Below are 14,747 nucleotides of genomic sequence, written 5' to 3'. Positions count from 1 at the left end.
TATAAGAAAGTCAAAGTTTTATTGATTTGTTGCAACTGCAACACTGCGCGCCGATGCATGCCGTCGCCGCCCCCCGGATCGCCCACTCCTCGCCCCCGCAGCCCGCCGGCCGATGGCCGGGCCTGTTGCTGACCGGCGCGCTGGCCCTGGTCGCCCTGGCGCTGGGCCATGCGCTGCCGCTGGTTGGCGGTGCGGTGATGGGCATCGTGCTGGGCATGGCGGTGGGCAGCCTGTTCCCGCCTGCACCGCGTTTCGCGCCGGGCATCGGCTTCGCCGGCAAGCAGGTATTGCAGGCCTCGATCATCCTGCTCGGCTTCGGCCTCAACCTGAGGCAGGTGGTGCACACCGGCCTGCATTCGCTGGCAGTGACCCTGGTCACCCTGGCGGTCGCCTTCCTCGGCGCCTGGGCGCTGGGCCGCTGGCTGAAGGTGCCGGGCAAGTTGGCCCTGCTGGTCGGCGTGGGCACGGCGATCTGCGGCGGTTCGGCGATCGCAGCGGTGACGCCGATCGTGAAGCCGGACGAACACGAAACCGCCTACGCGATTTCGACCATCTTCCTGTTCAACGTGGTCGCGGTGCTGCTGTTCCCGCCGCTGGGCCACCTGCTGGGTCTGTCCGATGCCGGCTTCGGCTTGTGGGCAGGCACCGCGATCAACGACACCTCGTCGGTGGTCGCCGCCGGCTACCAGTACAGCCGCGAGGCCGGCGACTACGCGACCATCGTCAAGCTGACCCGCGCCACGCTGATCGTGCCGATCTGCCTGGCGCTGGTCGGCTGGCAGGCCTGGCGCCACCAGCGCGAAGGCGGCGGCGGTTTCCGCCTGGTGCAGGCGTTCCCGTGGTTCATTCTGTGGTTCCTGGTCGCCTCGGGGCTGCGCAGCGCAGGCGCGGTGCCGGCAGCGGCGTTGCCGGCGCTGCACGGGCTGGCGGAATTCATGATCGTCGCGGCGATGACCGCAATCGGTCTGTCGGCGAACCTGCGGCGCATGGCCGCGACCGGCCCGCGTCCGATCCTGCTCGGCCTGGGCGTTTGGGCGGCGGTGGCGGCGGCCAGCCTGCTGGTGCAGTTGGGTACCGGCCAGATCTGAACCGCGTCGGGTAATGGGCCGCGCTATCCCAGCGGCTATAATTGCGGTTTCCCGAATTCCGTCCGCGGACCTGCCTTGCGCAGGCGCCGCGGCTTCCTGCAGGAAACCCCATGTCGCAATACATCTACACCATGAACGGCGTCAGCAAGACCGTGCCGCCGAAGCGCCAGATCATCAAGGACATTTCGCTGTCGTTCTTCCCCGGCGCGAAGATCGGCCTGCTCGGCCTGAACGGCGCGGGCAAGTCCACCGTGCTGAAGATCATGGCCGGCGTGGACCAGGATTTCGAAGGCGAAGCGCGTCCGCAGCCGGGCATCAAGGTCGGCTACCTGCCGCAGGAACCGCAGCTGGATCCGGAAAAGACCGTGCGCGAAGCGGTCGAGGAAGGCGTCGGCGAAGTGCTGCAGGCGCAGGCCGCGCTGGACAAGATCTACGACGCCTATGCCGAGGAAGGCGCCGACTTCGATGCGCTGGCCAAGGAACAGGAACGCCTCGAGGCGATCCTCGCCGCCGGCGACGCGCACACGCTGGAGAACCAGCTGGAAGTCGCCGCCGACGCGCTGCGCCTGCCGCCGTGGGACGCGAAGATCGGTAATCTCTCCGGCGGCGAGAAGCGCCGCGTCGCGCTGTGCCGCCTGCTGCTGCAGAAGCCGGACATGCTGCTGCTCGACGAACCGACCAACCACCTCGACGCCGAATCCGTCGAATGGCTGGAACAGTTCCTCGCCCGCTACACCGGCACCGTGGTCGCGGTCACCCACGACCGCTACTTCCTCGACAACGCGGCCGAGTGGATCCTCGAACTCGACCGCGGCCGCGGCATCCCGTGGAAGGGCAACTACACCGAGTGGCTGGTGCAGAAGGACGAGCGCCTGAAGCAGGAAGAGAACCAGGAAAAGGCGCGCCAGAAGGCCATCCAGAAAGAACTGGAATGGGCGCGGCAGAACGCCAAGGGCGGCCGTTCCAAGGGCAAGGCGCGCCTGGCCCGCCTGGACGAGCTGCAGTCGGTCGACTACCAGAAACGCAACGAGACCAACGAGATCTTCATCCCGCCGGGCGAACGCCTAGGCAACAACGTCATCGAGTTCCGCAACGTCAGCAAGAAGTTCGGCGACCGCCTGCTGATCGACGACCTGTCGATGATCGTGCCGGCCGGCGCCATCGTCGGCATCATCGGCCCGAACGGCGCTGGCAAGTCGACGCTGTTCAAGATGATCACCGGGCAGGAGAAGCCGGATTCCGGCGAAATCATCATCGGCCCGACGGTGAAGCTGTCCTACGTCGACCAGAGCCGCGATGCGCTGGCCGGAAACCACAACGTGTTCCAGGAAGTGTCCGGCGGTCTCGACATCCTCAACATCAATGGCGTCGAGATCCAGTCGCGCGCCTACATCGGCCGCTTCAACTTCAAGGGCCAGGACCAGCAGAAGCTGGTCGGCTCGCTGTCCGGCGGCGAACGCGGCCGCCTGCACATGGCCAAGACCCTGCTGCAGGGCGGCAACGTGCTGCTGCTCGACGAACCGTCGAACGACCTGGACATCGAAACCCTGCGCGCGCTGGAAGATGCGTTGCTGGAATTCCCCGGAAACACCTTCGTCATCTCGCACGACCGCTGGTTCCTCGACCGCATCGCCACGCACATCCTCGCCTTCGAAGGCGACTCGCACGTGGAGTTCTTCCAGGGCAACTACCGCGAGTACGAAGCCGACAAGAAGCGCCGCATGGGCGACGACGCCGGCCCGCACCGGTTGCGGTTCAAGGCATTGAAGTAAGCCGAAAAACAAACGCCGGGGAAACCCGGCGTTTTCAATTTGGCAGTTGAATCGCCGGCTGCTCTTCGCCCATGACGATCATTCCATCCAGCAGTTCCGACCAGTTCGCAACCTGCGCCTGGGCGTAGTTCAAGGCACGCGCCGGCACGGCCCCCAAGTCCGCCAACTCCGCGCGACTCAGGTAAACCAGGCCTCGGGGCTGCAATGACCGGAACCGCGCCTCAAGCGTACCCGGTTGCGGTTCCGCCAACGGTTTCGCCTGCTTCTGCACCGCGCCACCGATGCTGCCCGAGACGGCAGTGAACCCGATGGTCGCCATGCGATCACCAAGCTCCTGATGCAGGTAATGCCCCATCGGCACCCTGTCGCCTTCGAGCTGCTTTGCCGCGTGCACCGTTGCCGTCCATACGATCGTCTTGCGATGGTCGCGCTCCCGATACCAGTCAAGCAATTCGGCCATTCCGAGGTCACGCGCATTCTTGCTCGCGACGACGTCCTCCCTCAAAGTCGTGGGCGCGTAAAGCGCATAGGCCCGGACCATTTTTTCGTCCTGGCTGCGTCCCACGCTTCGTCCGACCGACCCCTCTAGCCGTCGCATGCAAACCCCGAGCCGCTCCTTCTCCGCATCATCGTACGGATGATCGTCGTCGTATGACCACGCATGATGGCGATCAAATGTCCGCCTGCACTCTCCACGAAACTCGCGAGGCAACCTTGCCGCGAGCAAGCCACCCAGTTCGCGCTGGGCGAAATGCCCCGTGGCGCTGGCGAACTGGGGGTCTATGCCGCCTATCCGAACTTTCCCGTTGGCGGCGGCGGCGGCCAGCCATGTCAGCAGTGGTTGCATCTGTGCCGTTCGCGACCATATTCCCCCGATCGCATCGCCAAGCCGCGACTGTGCAACCCGGCCGTTGGCCAGTGCTTTTTCCAGCACGGGGAATTCGTAGAACTGGCTCTCGAACAGCACTTGGCTGAACCCGCATTCATTCACAAGGCGCTGCACAAGCAAGCTCTTGAGCTCAACAGTGCGGCCACTCCCGTGGTAACTGTCCTCACCCAACAGCACGACATCCCGATCGCACACATCGTGGACGAGCCGGTCGAATTCGGCTGGGCTGCCAGCAGCGAGGACCATCGAATTCGGATAGGCCGGCCCGACATGGCCGATGGTTAGCGCGAGGACCGCGACCAGCACGAGGTATCGACGCACGATGTCTCCTTCAACGGCGAAACACGGCGCCCAGAGCCGCAATCGGAAACCTTGCCCAAATCGCCACAAAGACCGCAAACCGGATAACCCAACTACGCCGCCGCGCTTCGAACTTGCGGAAATAACGCCAAAGGCCGCGGTGCTTGTGCCATTCGACGAACAGTGGCCGGGAGCGGCTGGATACGCCGCGGATATGCACCACGCGCACGTCGTTGGCGACCGCCACGACGGCGCCCGCCTCGCGCGCGCGGCGGCACAGGTCCAGGTCTTCCGCGTGCAGGCGGTAGCCTTCGTCGAATCCGCCGATGCGCTCGAACAACGCGCGCGGCATCAGCATCAACGCGCCGGACACCGCATCCACGCGTTGCAGTGCCTGCGCGGAATCCATCGGCACGCCCAGCCTGGCCGCGCGCGGCGAACCGAGCATGCTCGCGAAATCCGGATCTCGGCGGCGCGCGGCTTCGTCGCGCACGCCGGACTCGTCGACCAGGTCGGCGCCGAGCAAGGCGGCTTCGAAACCGACCGCATGTTCAAGCAATCGCGGCAGGGCATCGGTTTCGATCAGCAGGTCCGGATTGACGAAGGCCAGCCACGGCGCGGTCGATGCGGCTGCGCCCTGGTTGCAGCCCACGGCGAAGCCCGGGTTGTCGGGATTCCCGATGAAGCGCACGCGCGGGTCGCCGGCGGCGTGGCGCTGGATGATATCGAGCGTGCCGTCCTGCGAATCGTTGTCGACCACGCGGATCTCGGCCACGCCGTGCGCGCGACGCAGGCGCGAGAGGCAATCGTCGATGGTCGCCGCACTCTGGTGGCTGACCACGATGGCGGCGATGTGGGCTTCTTCGGCGACGGGCATCGTCGCGATTATCGCGGAACCGCCGCCACAATGCTCAAGCGAGGAAGTCCAGCGTGGGCGTCGCGAAATTGCCCAGGCCGGGGAAGATCGTCGGCAGATCGCCCGATGCCACGCCCATCCATCGGGCGAAAGTCGCGCCGAACTGGTTGGTCGAAGTCGTCGGAATGATGCGCCCGCGATCCACCGCCTGTTCGCCGTCCAGTTCCAGCAGCGGATAGGCGCCGAATACCTGACGTCCCTTCAGCGGCCCGCCGCCTGCCGTCGACCCGCCCATCATCAACTGGACCCCGCCCCATGCGTGATCGGTGCCGTTGCCGTTGCTGTTGAGGGTCCGGCCAAAATCGCTCATGGTGAAGGTCACCACGTTGTTCAACGCACCGATTTCGGCCAGCGCGGCACGGAACGCGCCTAGCGCCTCGCCCAGGCGGGCCAGCAGTTGCGGCTGGTCGGCCATCTGGTTGTCGTGGGTGTCGAAGCCGCCCATGCTGGCGAAGTAGACCTGTCGGTGGTGGTTGATCGCGCTGCCGCGGCTGGCCTTGATGGTGCGGGCGATCATCCGCAACTGCGAAGCCAGACCGTTGCCGGCGGGGAAGACGGTGGCGATGTCGCCACCGTTGGCTGGATCCAGTACTTCGCGCATCTTGCTGCCCAGCAACATCGCGCTTTCGCCGATCACAGCGTGCTGGTCCTGCATCAGTGGTATGTATTTGCGTGCGAGCAGCGCAGCCAGCGCTTCGCGGCGGATGCCGCCGGCCGTGGAGCTGTTCTCGAAATTGCGGAACCCGACCGGCCCGCTGGGTGCCATGCAATACGGAACGCTGGAAGTCCCGGTCTGGAACAGGTTGTTGCCGGCCAGCGAGAGGGTCGGGGGCAGCGCGGCGAAACCCGCGCTGTTGGCGCCCGCCAGGCGCTCGCCCATCGTGCCGCCCCAGCCTACGTTCGAACTGGCCTTCTCGGATTCGCCGCGCATCCACAGCCGTTGCTGGTCGTTGTGCGAGAACAGGTTCTCGGGCACGCGCCTGGACTTGGCCGCGTATTCGGTCTTGGTGATCGGCTGCACCAGCGTGCCGACATTGGCCATGAACGCCAGTTCGCCCTGGTCGAACAGGGTCTTCAGTGCGGGGCATGCGGGGTTCAGGCCCCAGGTCTTGCCAGCAGTGTCGCCGATCTGCAGCAAACTGTCGCGAGCGATGGCCAGTCCCTGGTTGTTGCCTGCGGCGTCGTACACGCCGCCCCGACTCTTCGCGTACACGTCGTATTCGGCCTGCGCGTGCGGCACCAGCAGGTTGAACGAATCGTTGCCACCCAGCAGGAAGATGCACACCAATGCGCGGTAATCGGCGACGGGCGCGGTTTGGGCCAGGGCTCGGCCCACCAACTCGAACTGCGGGGCCACGGCGGCAATCGCTCCGCCGGCCAGCACATATTGCAGGTTGCGCAGGAAATCGCGGCGGTCCTGGCGAGGGATCTTGGACATGCGCGTGCTCCTAGCGTTGGATCGCGAATTCGGGGGAGGCCAACGCCAGTTGCACCAGCGACTGCACGCGTTCCTGGCTGGACCGGTTGGCCGCCTTCAGCTTGTCGAGCATCGTGATCAACACCGTGCGCGTCTCGGCCGACATGCCGCCGCCGAACAGCAGCGGCGAGATCGCGTCGACCATGCCGGCATGGTTACCTGCGTCGGCCAGCGCCAGCAGAGGCTTGACGTCCAGCACCGGCGCATTGGTGTTGGCGGTCGGCGCATCGGCCTTGAAGTTCGCGCAACCGGCATCGCACAGCTGGTTGAAGATGCTGACGAAGGTGGCGTCGTTGTACAACTGCAGCTCCGGCGCATAGATGCCCTGCCCGCCGCCGGCGGCCAGCAGCTGGGCGTCGGGTTCGAAGAAATTGAACACCGATGGCGAATGCAGGGAGTCCTGGCCCAGGGTGGTGCTGAAATCCCACGAGGCATTGAAGGCGAAATGGTATTGGCCGTCGCTGCGCGGCAGGTATTGCGCATCGAACGCCCGCCACAGCGTGGTCAACTGGATCAGCGGCTCGCGTGCCTTGCCGTAAGCGGCGTCGCCGGCAGCGGGCGCGGTGCGCGCCTCCGTGTCCAGCAGGATGGCGCGGATCACCCGGCCCAGGTTGCCGCCGCTCTGGTTCCATGTGGAGACCACCCGGGACACATAGGCCGGGCTCGGGTTGCTGGTGACGAAGCGCTGGATCAGCTGCCGGCTGATGAAGGGCGCGGTGTTGGGGTGCGTTGCCAGCGCATCGAGCATCTTCGCCAAACTGGCCGCGCAATTGCTGCCTTCGTTGATCACGATTCCGTTGAAGATGGTCTTGGGCTGTTCGTCGTGCATCTCGGGCACGCAACTCATCGGCCGCGCTTCGTTGTCGGCGCCCCACTTCCAGAAGGTGTCCTTGGTGTTGCCATGCCAGGTCCAGCCGGTGAGCACGCGGGCCATGCCGGCGACCACCGCCTGGTCGTAGGTCGGGATGGTCTTGCCAGCGGCGTCGAGCTTGGGACTGAAATCGGGGTTGCGTTGCACCAGGCCGATCGAGAACAGCTGCATCAGCTCGCGGGCGTAGTTTTCGTCCGGCACCACGTTGATGGTGATGCCCTGCGCGTTCCTGTAGCTGACCGCCTTGCGGTTGGCCAGATGGCTCAGGTACAGCCCCATGGCCGGATGCAGGGTGACCTTCTCGACGACCGTGCGATAGCTGTCGAACGCCAAGGTGTCCAGCATGTCCTGGTAATTGCTGATGCGGCCGAAATTCGCGCTGTTGTAATCGCGGTCCGACACCACGAAGATCTCGCTGAGCGCGAAGCCCATGCGCAGACGCAACTGGTCCCTGGCGCTGACGGCCTGCCACAACCAGTAGTTGCGGCGTTCGGAATAGTCGAGCGTCGCAACCGGAATCGACAGGATGTGCGGCTCGATCAGCGTGGCCGGCGTCCGCGCGGCATCCAGTTGCTCGTCGATCCATGCGCCATAACCGATCTGACGCACGCGGGCGATGTCCGCCCTGGTCGGCCCGAAGGTGGCCTGCGCCAGGAAGCGCGCGGCCTCGGCATCGGTGGCAGGCTTGTCATTCGCGGGCGCGGGCGGTGGCGGAGCCGGCGAACCCGACGACGAGCCACCGCCACCTCCTCCGCCTCCGCAGGCAGCCAGAACCAGCGTGAGCAACGCCACGCCGGCGAAACCGATCGATCTCCCCATGACCACTCCGTGCTTCAGCGCCCCCCGCACTTTCGATGCTAGCAAGGGGATGTGAAACTCGGGTCGACGAATATCGGCATCGGAACGCGCCGAATGCGATTCCCGTCACGATTGCGCCGATTCCCTGCGCTGTCCGCGATCAGGGCCTGTCCAGCGCCGGGTCTTCCGGTCCGGCGACCGTGTCTTCCGAGGTGTCCTGCACGGGTATCGCCGCTGCATCGAACAAATCGCGCTGCGGCCGGGGCGGACCAACTTCGGCATGCAGCCTTTCCAGGCGTTCGCGCATGCCGTGCAGCGGGTCGTGCATCAGGAATTCGGCCAGTCGCGCATTCCACGCCGGCCAGCGCGCGTAGATCGCATCCATGTCGCCATCGGCCGGACCACCTTCGCCGCCGCGCGCGACGAACGCGGTCTCGCACAGGACGTTGCGCCAGCCGAGGCCGCTGAGGCGCAGCGACAGGTCGATCAACGCCGCATACCAGGACACATAGCTGCTGGCGTCGAGTCCGCCGACACGCTGGCGCGCGTTGCCGCGGATCGCCACGGCATGCGCCACCGCGGCCGGCAGTTCCGCATGCACGGGCGGCATGGCGGCGCACGCTTGCGCGGTGTGTTCAAAATCCGCGGGCAACGCATTGATCTCCCCCAGGCGCGGCCAGGCCGCGGCTTCGCCGGCGTTGCACCACGGCGTGGCGGTGGCGATGGCCGCATCGCGCGAGAAGCAGGCGGCCAGTTGCTGCAGCCAGCCGGGCAGCGGTTGTGCATCGGGCGCCAGCACGACGACGTCGAGGCCTGCGCAAGCCTTCAGCATTTCGTCGACGTGCGCGACTTCGCCGATCGGTTGCTGGCGCCGTGTGTAGTCGGCCTGCAGCCGCGTGCGTTGCAGCCAGCGTTCGATGATCGCGCCGCCGCGCGGACCGGCCTGCGCGTCGTCGGCCAGCCATACGCGGACGCCGGCGGGCGTGCCGGCATCCAACGCGCCGAGGCAGGCATCGAGGGCATCGTCGTCCGCGCCGACCGGCAACAGGACGACCGGCAGCATCGCGGCCTGGCTCACTTCTTCTTCGGCGCGTACAGCGGTTCCATCGCGCGGAACTTGCGGCTGTACTCGTCGGTCAGGTCGCGCGCTTCCTGCGGATTGCGCACGATCGTGGGGGTGATCAGGATGATGGTCTCGGTGCGGTTGCTGGACTGGCCCTTCTTGCCGAACAGGCCACCGATGATGGGGATGCGGCTCAGTCCCGGCAGCCCGGAAGTCCGGTTGGTCACGCTGTCGTTGATCAGACCGGCCAGCATGATGGTTTGGCCTTCCGGTATCGCCGCCTCGGTCTTGACCTTCTGCGTGCTGATGGCGACGTTGCCGTTGATGTCGGCCTCTCCCCGGGGAGCACTGATTTCCTGCACGATTTCCATGAACACCGTGCCGTCCTTGGCCACCCGCGGGCGTACCTTGAGGATGTTGCCGGTTTCAAGGTACTGCACCTGGCTGTAGCCGGTGTTGTTGTTGCCATTGGGGTTGAAGGTCACCGAATTGACCGGGATGCGCTCGCCGACCAGCAGGTTGCCCACGGCGTTATTGCGCACGTAGATCGACGGGGTGGCCAGCATGCGCACGTTGGTCACGCTGTCCAGCGCGTTGATCACCGCTGCCGCGCCGCTCTTGATCAGCGCCCACGAAGCCCCCGGGACCGCGGGAAGCGTCGAAGTAGCCGGCGCACCAACCACGGCGCCCAATGAGTGGAAGCGGCTCGGCAAGCCCGCCTCGTCGACCGGGAATCCACGCTGCAGGGCGCCAGCGCCGAAATACCACTCCACGCCATAACTCAATTCGCCATCCAGCGAGACCTGCGCGATCTGCGCTTCGATGTGCACTTGCAGCGGCATCACGTCGAGCTTGTCGATCACTTCCCTGATCGACTTCCAGGTGGAAGGACTGGCGCGCACCAGGATCGAATTGTTTTCCTCGACCGCCGCCACGCCGACCTTGTCTCCACCCACGTCCAGGGTCACGGAGGCGTTGCCGCCCTTGCGCTGGTCCAACTGCAAGCCGCCGTTGCCCAGGCTGCCGTTGCCGCCGCCCGTCGTGCCGTTGGAATTGCCGAAGTCGACACTGGCGTTGCCATCCATGCCGCCATCGTTGATCTGCACCGGCTCGGTGCCGGGCATCAGCGACGTCTGTCCATTCGCAGGCGAATCCGCGCCACCCGCGCTTCCCCCGCCGAATACTTCGGCCAGGCGCTCGGCCAGTTCCTTGGCCTGGATGTATTTCAGTTCGTACGAATACAGCCGCCCGCCATCGCCGGCGCTGTCGATGCGCTCCAGCCAATCCTGGATGTCGTCCAGGTACGCGGCCTGCGGGGTGATCACCAGCACCGCGTTGGCGCCTTCCAGCGGCATGAAACGGAACATGCCGGCGCTGGGCGTCTTGCTCTGTTCGCCGAACACCTTCTCCAGGTCCTGCACGACCTTGCTGGCGCGGCCGTTCTGCAGGGGAAACACGCCGACCGACATGCCGGACAGCCAGTCGACGTCGAAGATTTCCACCGTGCGCAGGTAATTCTCCAGTTCGCCACGGGTGCCGGCGACGGTGATCAGGTTGCGCGACGAATCGATGCCGACGATGGCGTTGGGCCGCGCGTAGGGCTTGAGTATCTTTTCCATCTCGCTGGCGGAGATGAAGCGCAGCGGCACCACCCGCACTTCGTAGCCGCGCGCATTGCCGGCCGGACCGCTGCGCGGGGCGACGTTGCCGGCGAGCGCCGCATCGGCGGGCACGATGCTGTAGCGGCCGTCGGCGTAGACCATGCGCGCGTTGACCTGGGCCAGCGCCTGGTCGAGCAGGGTGAACGCCTGCGCCGGCGAAACCGGCTTGGGCGTGCCCAGGGTGATCGTGCCGGTGACTTTCGGGTCGATGACGTAGTTCTGTCCCAGCAGGTCGCCGAGGATGCCCTTGACCACCGCCTGCACCGGCGTGCCTTCGAAATTGAAGCTGGCACTGCCGCTGCTGGCGCCGGCGAACGACGGCGGCGGCGCGCTGGCGGCGGCGCGGTTGATCATCTGGCCGTTGCCGCGGCGGATCTGCGCCTTCGGTCCGGTCAGCGGTTCCTCCGGTGATTGCAGCGCCGACGTTTGCGCGCCCGTGGATGCGGTGTCGCCCTGCGTTCCGGCGGCACCGCGGTGCACGTCCGGCGTGGGCACGCTGGCGCAGCCGGCCAGCAAGCCGATCAGTGCGAACAAGGGAAGCAAGGGTGATTTCATGGCCGCGCTCATCGTCATCGTTCTTGCGGAGAAGGAGGTTTCGCCGCGTTCTGCCGTTGCGCCTGCTGGCGCAGCTGCGCGCGTCGCGCTTCGATGCGCTCGCGAATCTGTTGCATCTGCTGTTCCGGCGTCAGCACCTGCTGTGTGGCCGGACCGGCAGGTGGCGGCCTGGCGGCTTGCGCCGCCTGGTTCGCCGCCGCAGCGGCATTGGCCGTGTTGGCCGCATCGTCTTGCACGGCGACCGGCGGCGTCGCGCCGGCCTGCGCGGTCGGCGCTTCGCCACCGCCGGTGTAAGTCTGCAATTCCAGCGTGCGCCGACCGTCCGGACTGTCGAATACCGCGCTGCGCGGATGCAGTTCGGCCAACCGCCAGCCGGCATTGCCTTCGGGCGATTCACCGAGCTTCACCCGCAACGACAGTCCTTCGCCGTTGCCCGGCTGCAGGATCGCCATCTGCAACTGCGGGGTGATCAGCACGCCGCTCAATACGTAATCGAAGGCCTGCGCCGCATTGCCCTGGCCCTGCCCTTCGATGAAGAACGGACGCGGACGCCGATCGGCATTGAAAGCAGGACGTGCGGCGATCTGCGCGTACTGGCCGAGCGGGCCGACCCGCGAAGCCGCGGCCATGCGCGGTTGCGGCAGGTTCGCGGCCAGCGACGGGTCGGCCGCACGTGGCGCGATGCGCCCGCCCAGGCCGAACAGCGCCAGCAGCCACACCAGCACGGCCCAGCCGGCCACCGTGGCCAGCACCCAGGTACGAGGCGCGATCGCGTCAGTGCGCACCATCGCCTCCGTTCGGCGCTACCGCGCCTTCGTTCGGGCGCAGGTAGCCGTACAGGTCGAAGCTGACATCGAGTCCGCTGTTGTCGCGGTTCGCGCCGAGGAACGAATAGCGTTGCGCCAGCAGGTTGACGTTGTCGACGAACAGGCGCGGACTGCCGCTTTCCAGCGCGTGCAACACCGCGGCCGTTTCCGGCGTGCCGCAACGCAGGCGCACCTGCACCGTCACGCGCTGGAACGGTTCGCGGCCCCCCGCTGGCGGCAGCGGCGAACGGTTCTGGATCGCGCAGCTGCGGTTGCCCGGGCTGGCCTGGGCCACCACGGCCTCGAGCCGTTGCACCAGCCCGGCCGTGGCCAGTTCCGCGCTGCGTTCGGCGAGGAAGCCCGGCTGGCGCGCGGCCTGGGCCTGCGCCAGGGCCAGGCGGCGCTGTACTTCCGGCGCCTGCTGCAACTGGGTGCGAATGCGCAGCTCGCGTTCGCGCAATTCTTCGACGCGCTGGTTGGCCTCGCTCATCGGCACGGTCCACCACGGATGCACCAGCAGGGCATAGGCCACCGCCAGGGCCAGCAACAGCAGGCCCAGCGCCAGCCAGCGTTCGCGCTCAGGGTAGGCGGGCGTCATCGACGGGCTTCGCGGTGGGATTGGAAGAGGCGGGCGCGCCGCTGGCGAGTTCGGCGGTCAGGCTGAAGCGGTCGCGACGCGTGGTCGGGTCGGTCTGCAAGGCGCCGCTCAGGGCCGGCTTGCGCCAGATCGAAGCGCCTTCCAGGCGTCCGACCAGCGAAGGCGCGTTGCCGCTGAGTCCGATCAGCACCAGCTGGTTGCCTTCGATGGACAGCTTTTCCAGGTAGCTGTCGTCGGGCAAGCGACGGGTCACTTCGTCGAACACCGCGATGGCGGGCGGCAATTCGGCGCGCTTGCGGTCGAGGAAGGCCTGGCCGTCGACCAAGCTGGCCAGTTGCCGGCGTTGCGCGGCGACGCGCCGCGCGTTGCCGGCCTGCGCCTCGATCTTCTGCGCGAAGGCATCGGCGGCGGCGCGGCGGTTGTGCAGCAACTGCCACCCGGCCGCGGCCAGAGCCAGCACGGCGACGGCGACCAGCACCAGGTTCCAGCGGCGCAGCGGATCTTCGCGCCGGCTGCGCGAGGCGGCCGGCAACAGGTTGACGCCGGTGGCCTGTCCCTGCGCGTCGACGACATCGGCGCCGGCCAGCGCGCCGGCCGCGCCGCCGAGCTGCGCCAGCGCGCGATCCAGTGCGGTGCGCGGCATCGCGACCAGTTCGGTGTCCAGCTGGTCGCCGCGACGGCCCAGCGCGCGGACGTCGTAATGCACCTGCGCGGCGGTGAACGGGGTTTGCCGGTCGATTTCGAAGCCGACCACTTCGCGCAGGCGATCGCCCGCGGCGACCGGAAAGACCAGCGAACGCCGCAGCACCTGGCTGGCCGGCAGCAACAGCCAGCGCGGCAGCGAGGCCAATGAGGTGGGCAGGATCCGGTCGAGAGCATCCGCCTCGAGCGGCAACGGCAGTGTCGCCAGTTCGGCCACCTGGTCCTGCGTCTGGCGCAGCAGGCGCACGTCGTCGTTCTGCACCGACAACAGCAGCCGGTCGTGGGCCAGCCCGAACAGCGTGCGCCAGCGCGCCGGCAGCCAAGTCGCCAGGGCCCCGCTCCACCAGCGCAGGAAGCCGCGGACGCCCGTGCCGCGCCCGCCGCCGATGCGGCCGAGTCTGTCGCGCCAGTTGCTCATGGTGCCGCCCATCCCTCCTGCCACTGCAAGGCCGTATAGGCCGATGCCGTCGATCCCGTGACGCCCTGCCCGCCGGAGCGGACGACAGCACGCAGGTTCGCGCTTCGACCGCTGCCGAGCGTGGCGCGGCTCTCAATACTATACGTGCCGCTTCCCCCGATCAGGCCGCCGGCAGCCGCGGCCTCGCGCTGCGCGCGCACCTGCTGCGGGTCCAGTCCCATCGCCGCGAGCACTTCGGGCGGGGCGAATTCGCGCCGCGGCACCGCCGCGTTGCCGACCACGGTCAGGCTGGGGGCGAGCCGGGCGTATAGCGCCGGGGTCATGCCCAGCACCTGTTCCACTTCGGCCACGGTTTCGAACGGAGCGTCCTTGGCGCCGTAGGCCAGCCCGGCCGCCGCGTAATCCGGGTCCTCGGCGCCACCGCTAGGCTGGGACAACTGGTCGGGATCGCGCCAGTCGAGGATCGCCCCGGCCACCGCCGCAGCCTGGTCCGGCGTCGCGCCGGCGCCTTTCAGCAACTCGCCCAGCAGGTTGACGTCGGCCTGGTTCAGGTCGACCTTGCCGGATTCGTCGACGATGCGCACCTGCACGTCGGCATTGGCGAAGCGCCAGCGGTAAGTGCGGCCATCCGGCCGCCAGCGCAGGCGCAGGTCGGGCTCGTCGATGCGGCCCAGCGCGTATTCCAATCCGGCGCGCGCGGCTTCCTGCGCGACCAGGCCGTCGCTGAGCGTGCGGCCCTGCTGGTGCTCGACGCGCGCGGTCAGGGCGAACGCGCCGATCAGCGCGGTCAGCAGCGCGATCAACCACAGCACCAGCATCAACGCCGCGCCGCG

Annotated in this window: 12 protein-coding genes; 2 read left to right on the top strand and 10 right to left on the bottom strand. The window is 67.3% G+C overall.

Annotation, left to right across the window (positions count from 1 at the left end; all coding sequences use genetic code 11):
- Positions 1-53 precede the first annotated feature (53 nt).
- Positions 54-1,088 carry a YeiH family protein gene (locus tag J5837_RS08535; protein ID WP_210536351.1) on the top strand — a complete coding sequence of 345 codons (1,035 nt, stop codon included), beginning with the start codon at positions 54-56 and terminating at the stop codon, positions 1,086-1,088.
- Positions 1,089-1,198: 110 nt separating this feature from the next.
- On the top strand, positions 1,199-2,860 hold the full coding sequence (ettA, locus tag J5837_RS08530) for an energy-dependent translational throttle protein EttA (RefSeq protein WP_210536350.1): 1,662 nt from the start codon (positions 1,199-1,201) through the stop codon (positions 2,858-2,860).
- A 34-nt stretch (positions 2,861-2,894) separates the two neighbouring features.
- On the opposite strand, the gene J5837_RS08525 is transcribed toward ettA, so the two are convergent.
- From J5837_RS08525 to J5837_RS08480, 10 genes are all read right to left on the bottom strand, one after another.
- Positions 2,895-4,070 carry an erythromycin esterase family protein gene (locus J5837_RS08525; protein ID WP_210536349.1) on the bottom strand — a complete coding sequence of 392 codons (1,176 nt, stop codon included), beginning with the start codon at positions 4,068-4,070 and terminating at the stop codon, positions 2,895-2,897.
- 10 nt (positions 4,071-4,080) lie between these two features.
- Positions 4,081-4,926 carry a glycosyltransferase family 2 protein gene (locus J5837_RS08520; RefSeq protein WP_210536348.1) on the bottom strand — a complete coding sequence of 282 codons (846 nt, stop codon included), beginning with the start codon at positions 4,924-4,926 and terminating at the stop codon, positions 4,081-4,083.
- Positions 4,927-4,960: 34 nt separating this feature from the next.
- Positions 4,961-6,403: a DUF1501 domain-containing protein gene (locus J5837_RS08515; protein ID WP_210536347.1), complete on the bottom strand. Its 1,443-nt coding sequence runs from the start codon at positions 6,401-6,403 to the stop codon at positions 4,961-4,963.
- Between the two features lie 10 nt (positions 6,404-6,413).
- The gene (locus J5837_RS08510) at positions 6,414-8,132 is read right to left on the bottom strand and encodes a DUF1800 domain-containing protein (RefSeq protein WP_210536346.1); all 1,719 of its coding nucleotides are present in this window, start codon (positions 8,130-8,132) and stop codon (positions 6,414-6,416) included.
- A 139-nt stretch (positions 8,133-8,271) separates the two neighbouring features.
- A complete protein-coding gene (locus J5837_RS08505; RefSeq protein WP_244755889.1) occupies positions 8,272-9,174 on the bottom strand; it encodes a glycosyltransferase family 2 protein in 903 nt (300 codons plus the stop codon).
- 11 nt (positions 9,175-9,185) lie between these two features.
- On the bottom strand, positions 9,186-11,390 hold the full coding sequence (gene gspD / locus J5837_RS08500) for a type II secretion system secretin GspD (RefSeq protein WP_425504833.1): 2,205 nt from the start codon (positions 11,388-11,390) through the stop codon (positions 9,186-9,188).
- 14 nt (positions 11,391-11,404) lie between these two features.
- Positions 11,405-12,175, bottom strand: a complete 771-nt coding sequence (locus J5837_RS08495) for a general secretion pathway protein GspN (RefSeq protein WP_210536344.1) — start codon at positions 12,173-12,175, stop codon at positions 11,405-11,407.
- The gene (gspM, locus tag J5837_RS08490) at positions 12,165-12,794 is read right to left on the bottom strand and encodes a type II secretion system protein GspM (protein ID WP_210536343.1); all 630 of its coding nucleotides are present in this window, start codon (positions 12,792-12,794) and stop codon (positions 12,165-12,167) included. The genes J5837_RS08495 and gspM overlap by 11 nt, the downstream gene beginning before the upstream one ends.
- Positions 12,775-13,914: a PilN domain-containing protein gene (locus J5837_RS08485; protein WP_210536342.1), complete on the bottom strand. Its 1,140-nt coding sequence runs from the start codon at positions 13,912-13,914 to the stop codon at positions 12,775-12,777. Before J5837_RS08485 ends, gspM begins: the two co-directional genes overlap by 20 nt.
- Entirely contained in the window at positions 13,911-14,732 is an 822-nt protein-coding gene (locus tag J5837_RS08480; RefSeq protein ID WP_210536988.1) for a type II secretion system minor pseudopilin, read from the bottom strand. The genes J5837_RS08485 and J5837_RS08480 overlap by 4 nt, the downstream gene beginning before the upstream one ends.
- Positions 14,733-14,747: the final 15 nt, after the last annotated feature.

The organism is Pseudoxanthomonas helianthi (assembly GCF_017939625.1).
Lineage (GTDB): Bacteria > Pseudomonadota > Gammaproteobacteria > Xanthomonadales > Xanthomonadaceae > Pseudoxanthomonas_A > Pseudoxanthomonas_A helianthi.
This window is presented reverse-complemented; position numbering and strand designations above follow the sequence as displayed.

Coding starts and splice junctions, on each gene's coding strand:
- J5837_RS08535 (WP_210536351.1), top strand. CDS start 54: ATGCATGCCGTCGCCGCCCCCCGGATCGCCCACTCCTCGCCCCCGCAG.
- ettA (WP_210536350.1), top strand. CDS start 1,199: ATGTCGCAATACATCTACACCATGAACGGCGTCAGCAAGACCGTGCCG.
- J5837_RS08520 (WP_210536348.1), bottom strand. CDS start 4,926: ATGCCCGTCGCCGAAGAAGCCCACATCGCCGCCATCGTGGTCAGCCAC.
- J5837_RS08515 (WP_210536347.1), bottom strand. CDS start 6,403: ATGTCCAAGATCCCTCGCCAGGACCGCCGCGATTTCCTGCGCAACCTG.
- J5837_RS08510 (WP_210536346.1), bottom strand. CDS start 8,132: ATGGGGAGATCGATCGGTTTCGCCGGCGTGGCGTTGCTCACGCTGGTT.
- J5837_RS08505 (WP_244755889.1), bottom strand. CDS start 9,174: ATGCTGCCGGTCGTCCTGTTGCCGGTCGGCGCGGACGACGATGCCCTC.
- gspD (WP_425504833.1), bottom strand. CDS start 11,390: ATGAAATCACCCTTGCTTCCCTTGTTCGCACTGATCGGCTTGCTGGCC.
- gspM (WP_210536343.1), bottom strand. CDS start 12,794: ATGACGCCCGCCTACCCTGAGCGCGAACGCTGGCTGGCGCTGGGCCTG.
- J5837_RS08485 (WP_210536342.1), bottom strand. CDS start 13,914: ATGAGCAACTGGCGCGACAGACTCGGCCGCATCGGCGGCGGGCGCGGC.
- J5837_RS08480 (WP_210536988.1), bottom strand. CDS start 14,732: ATGCTGGTGCTGTGGTTGATCGCGCTGCTGACCGCGCTGATCGGCGCG.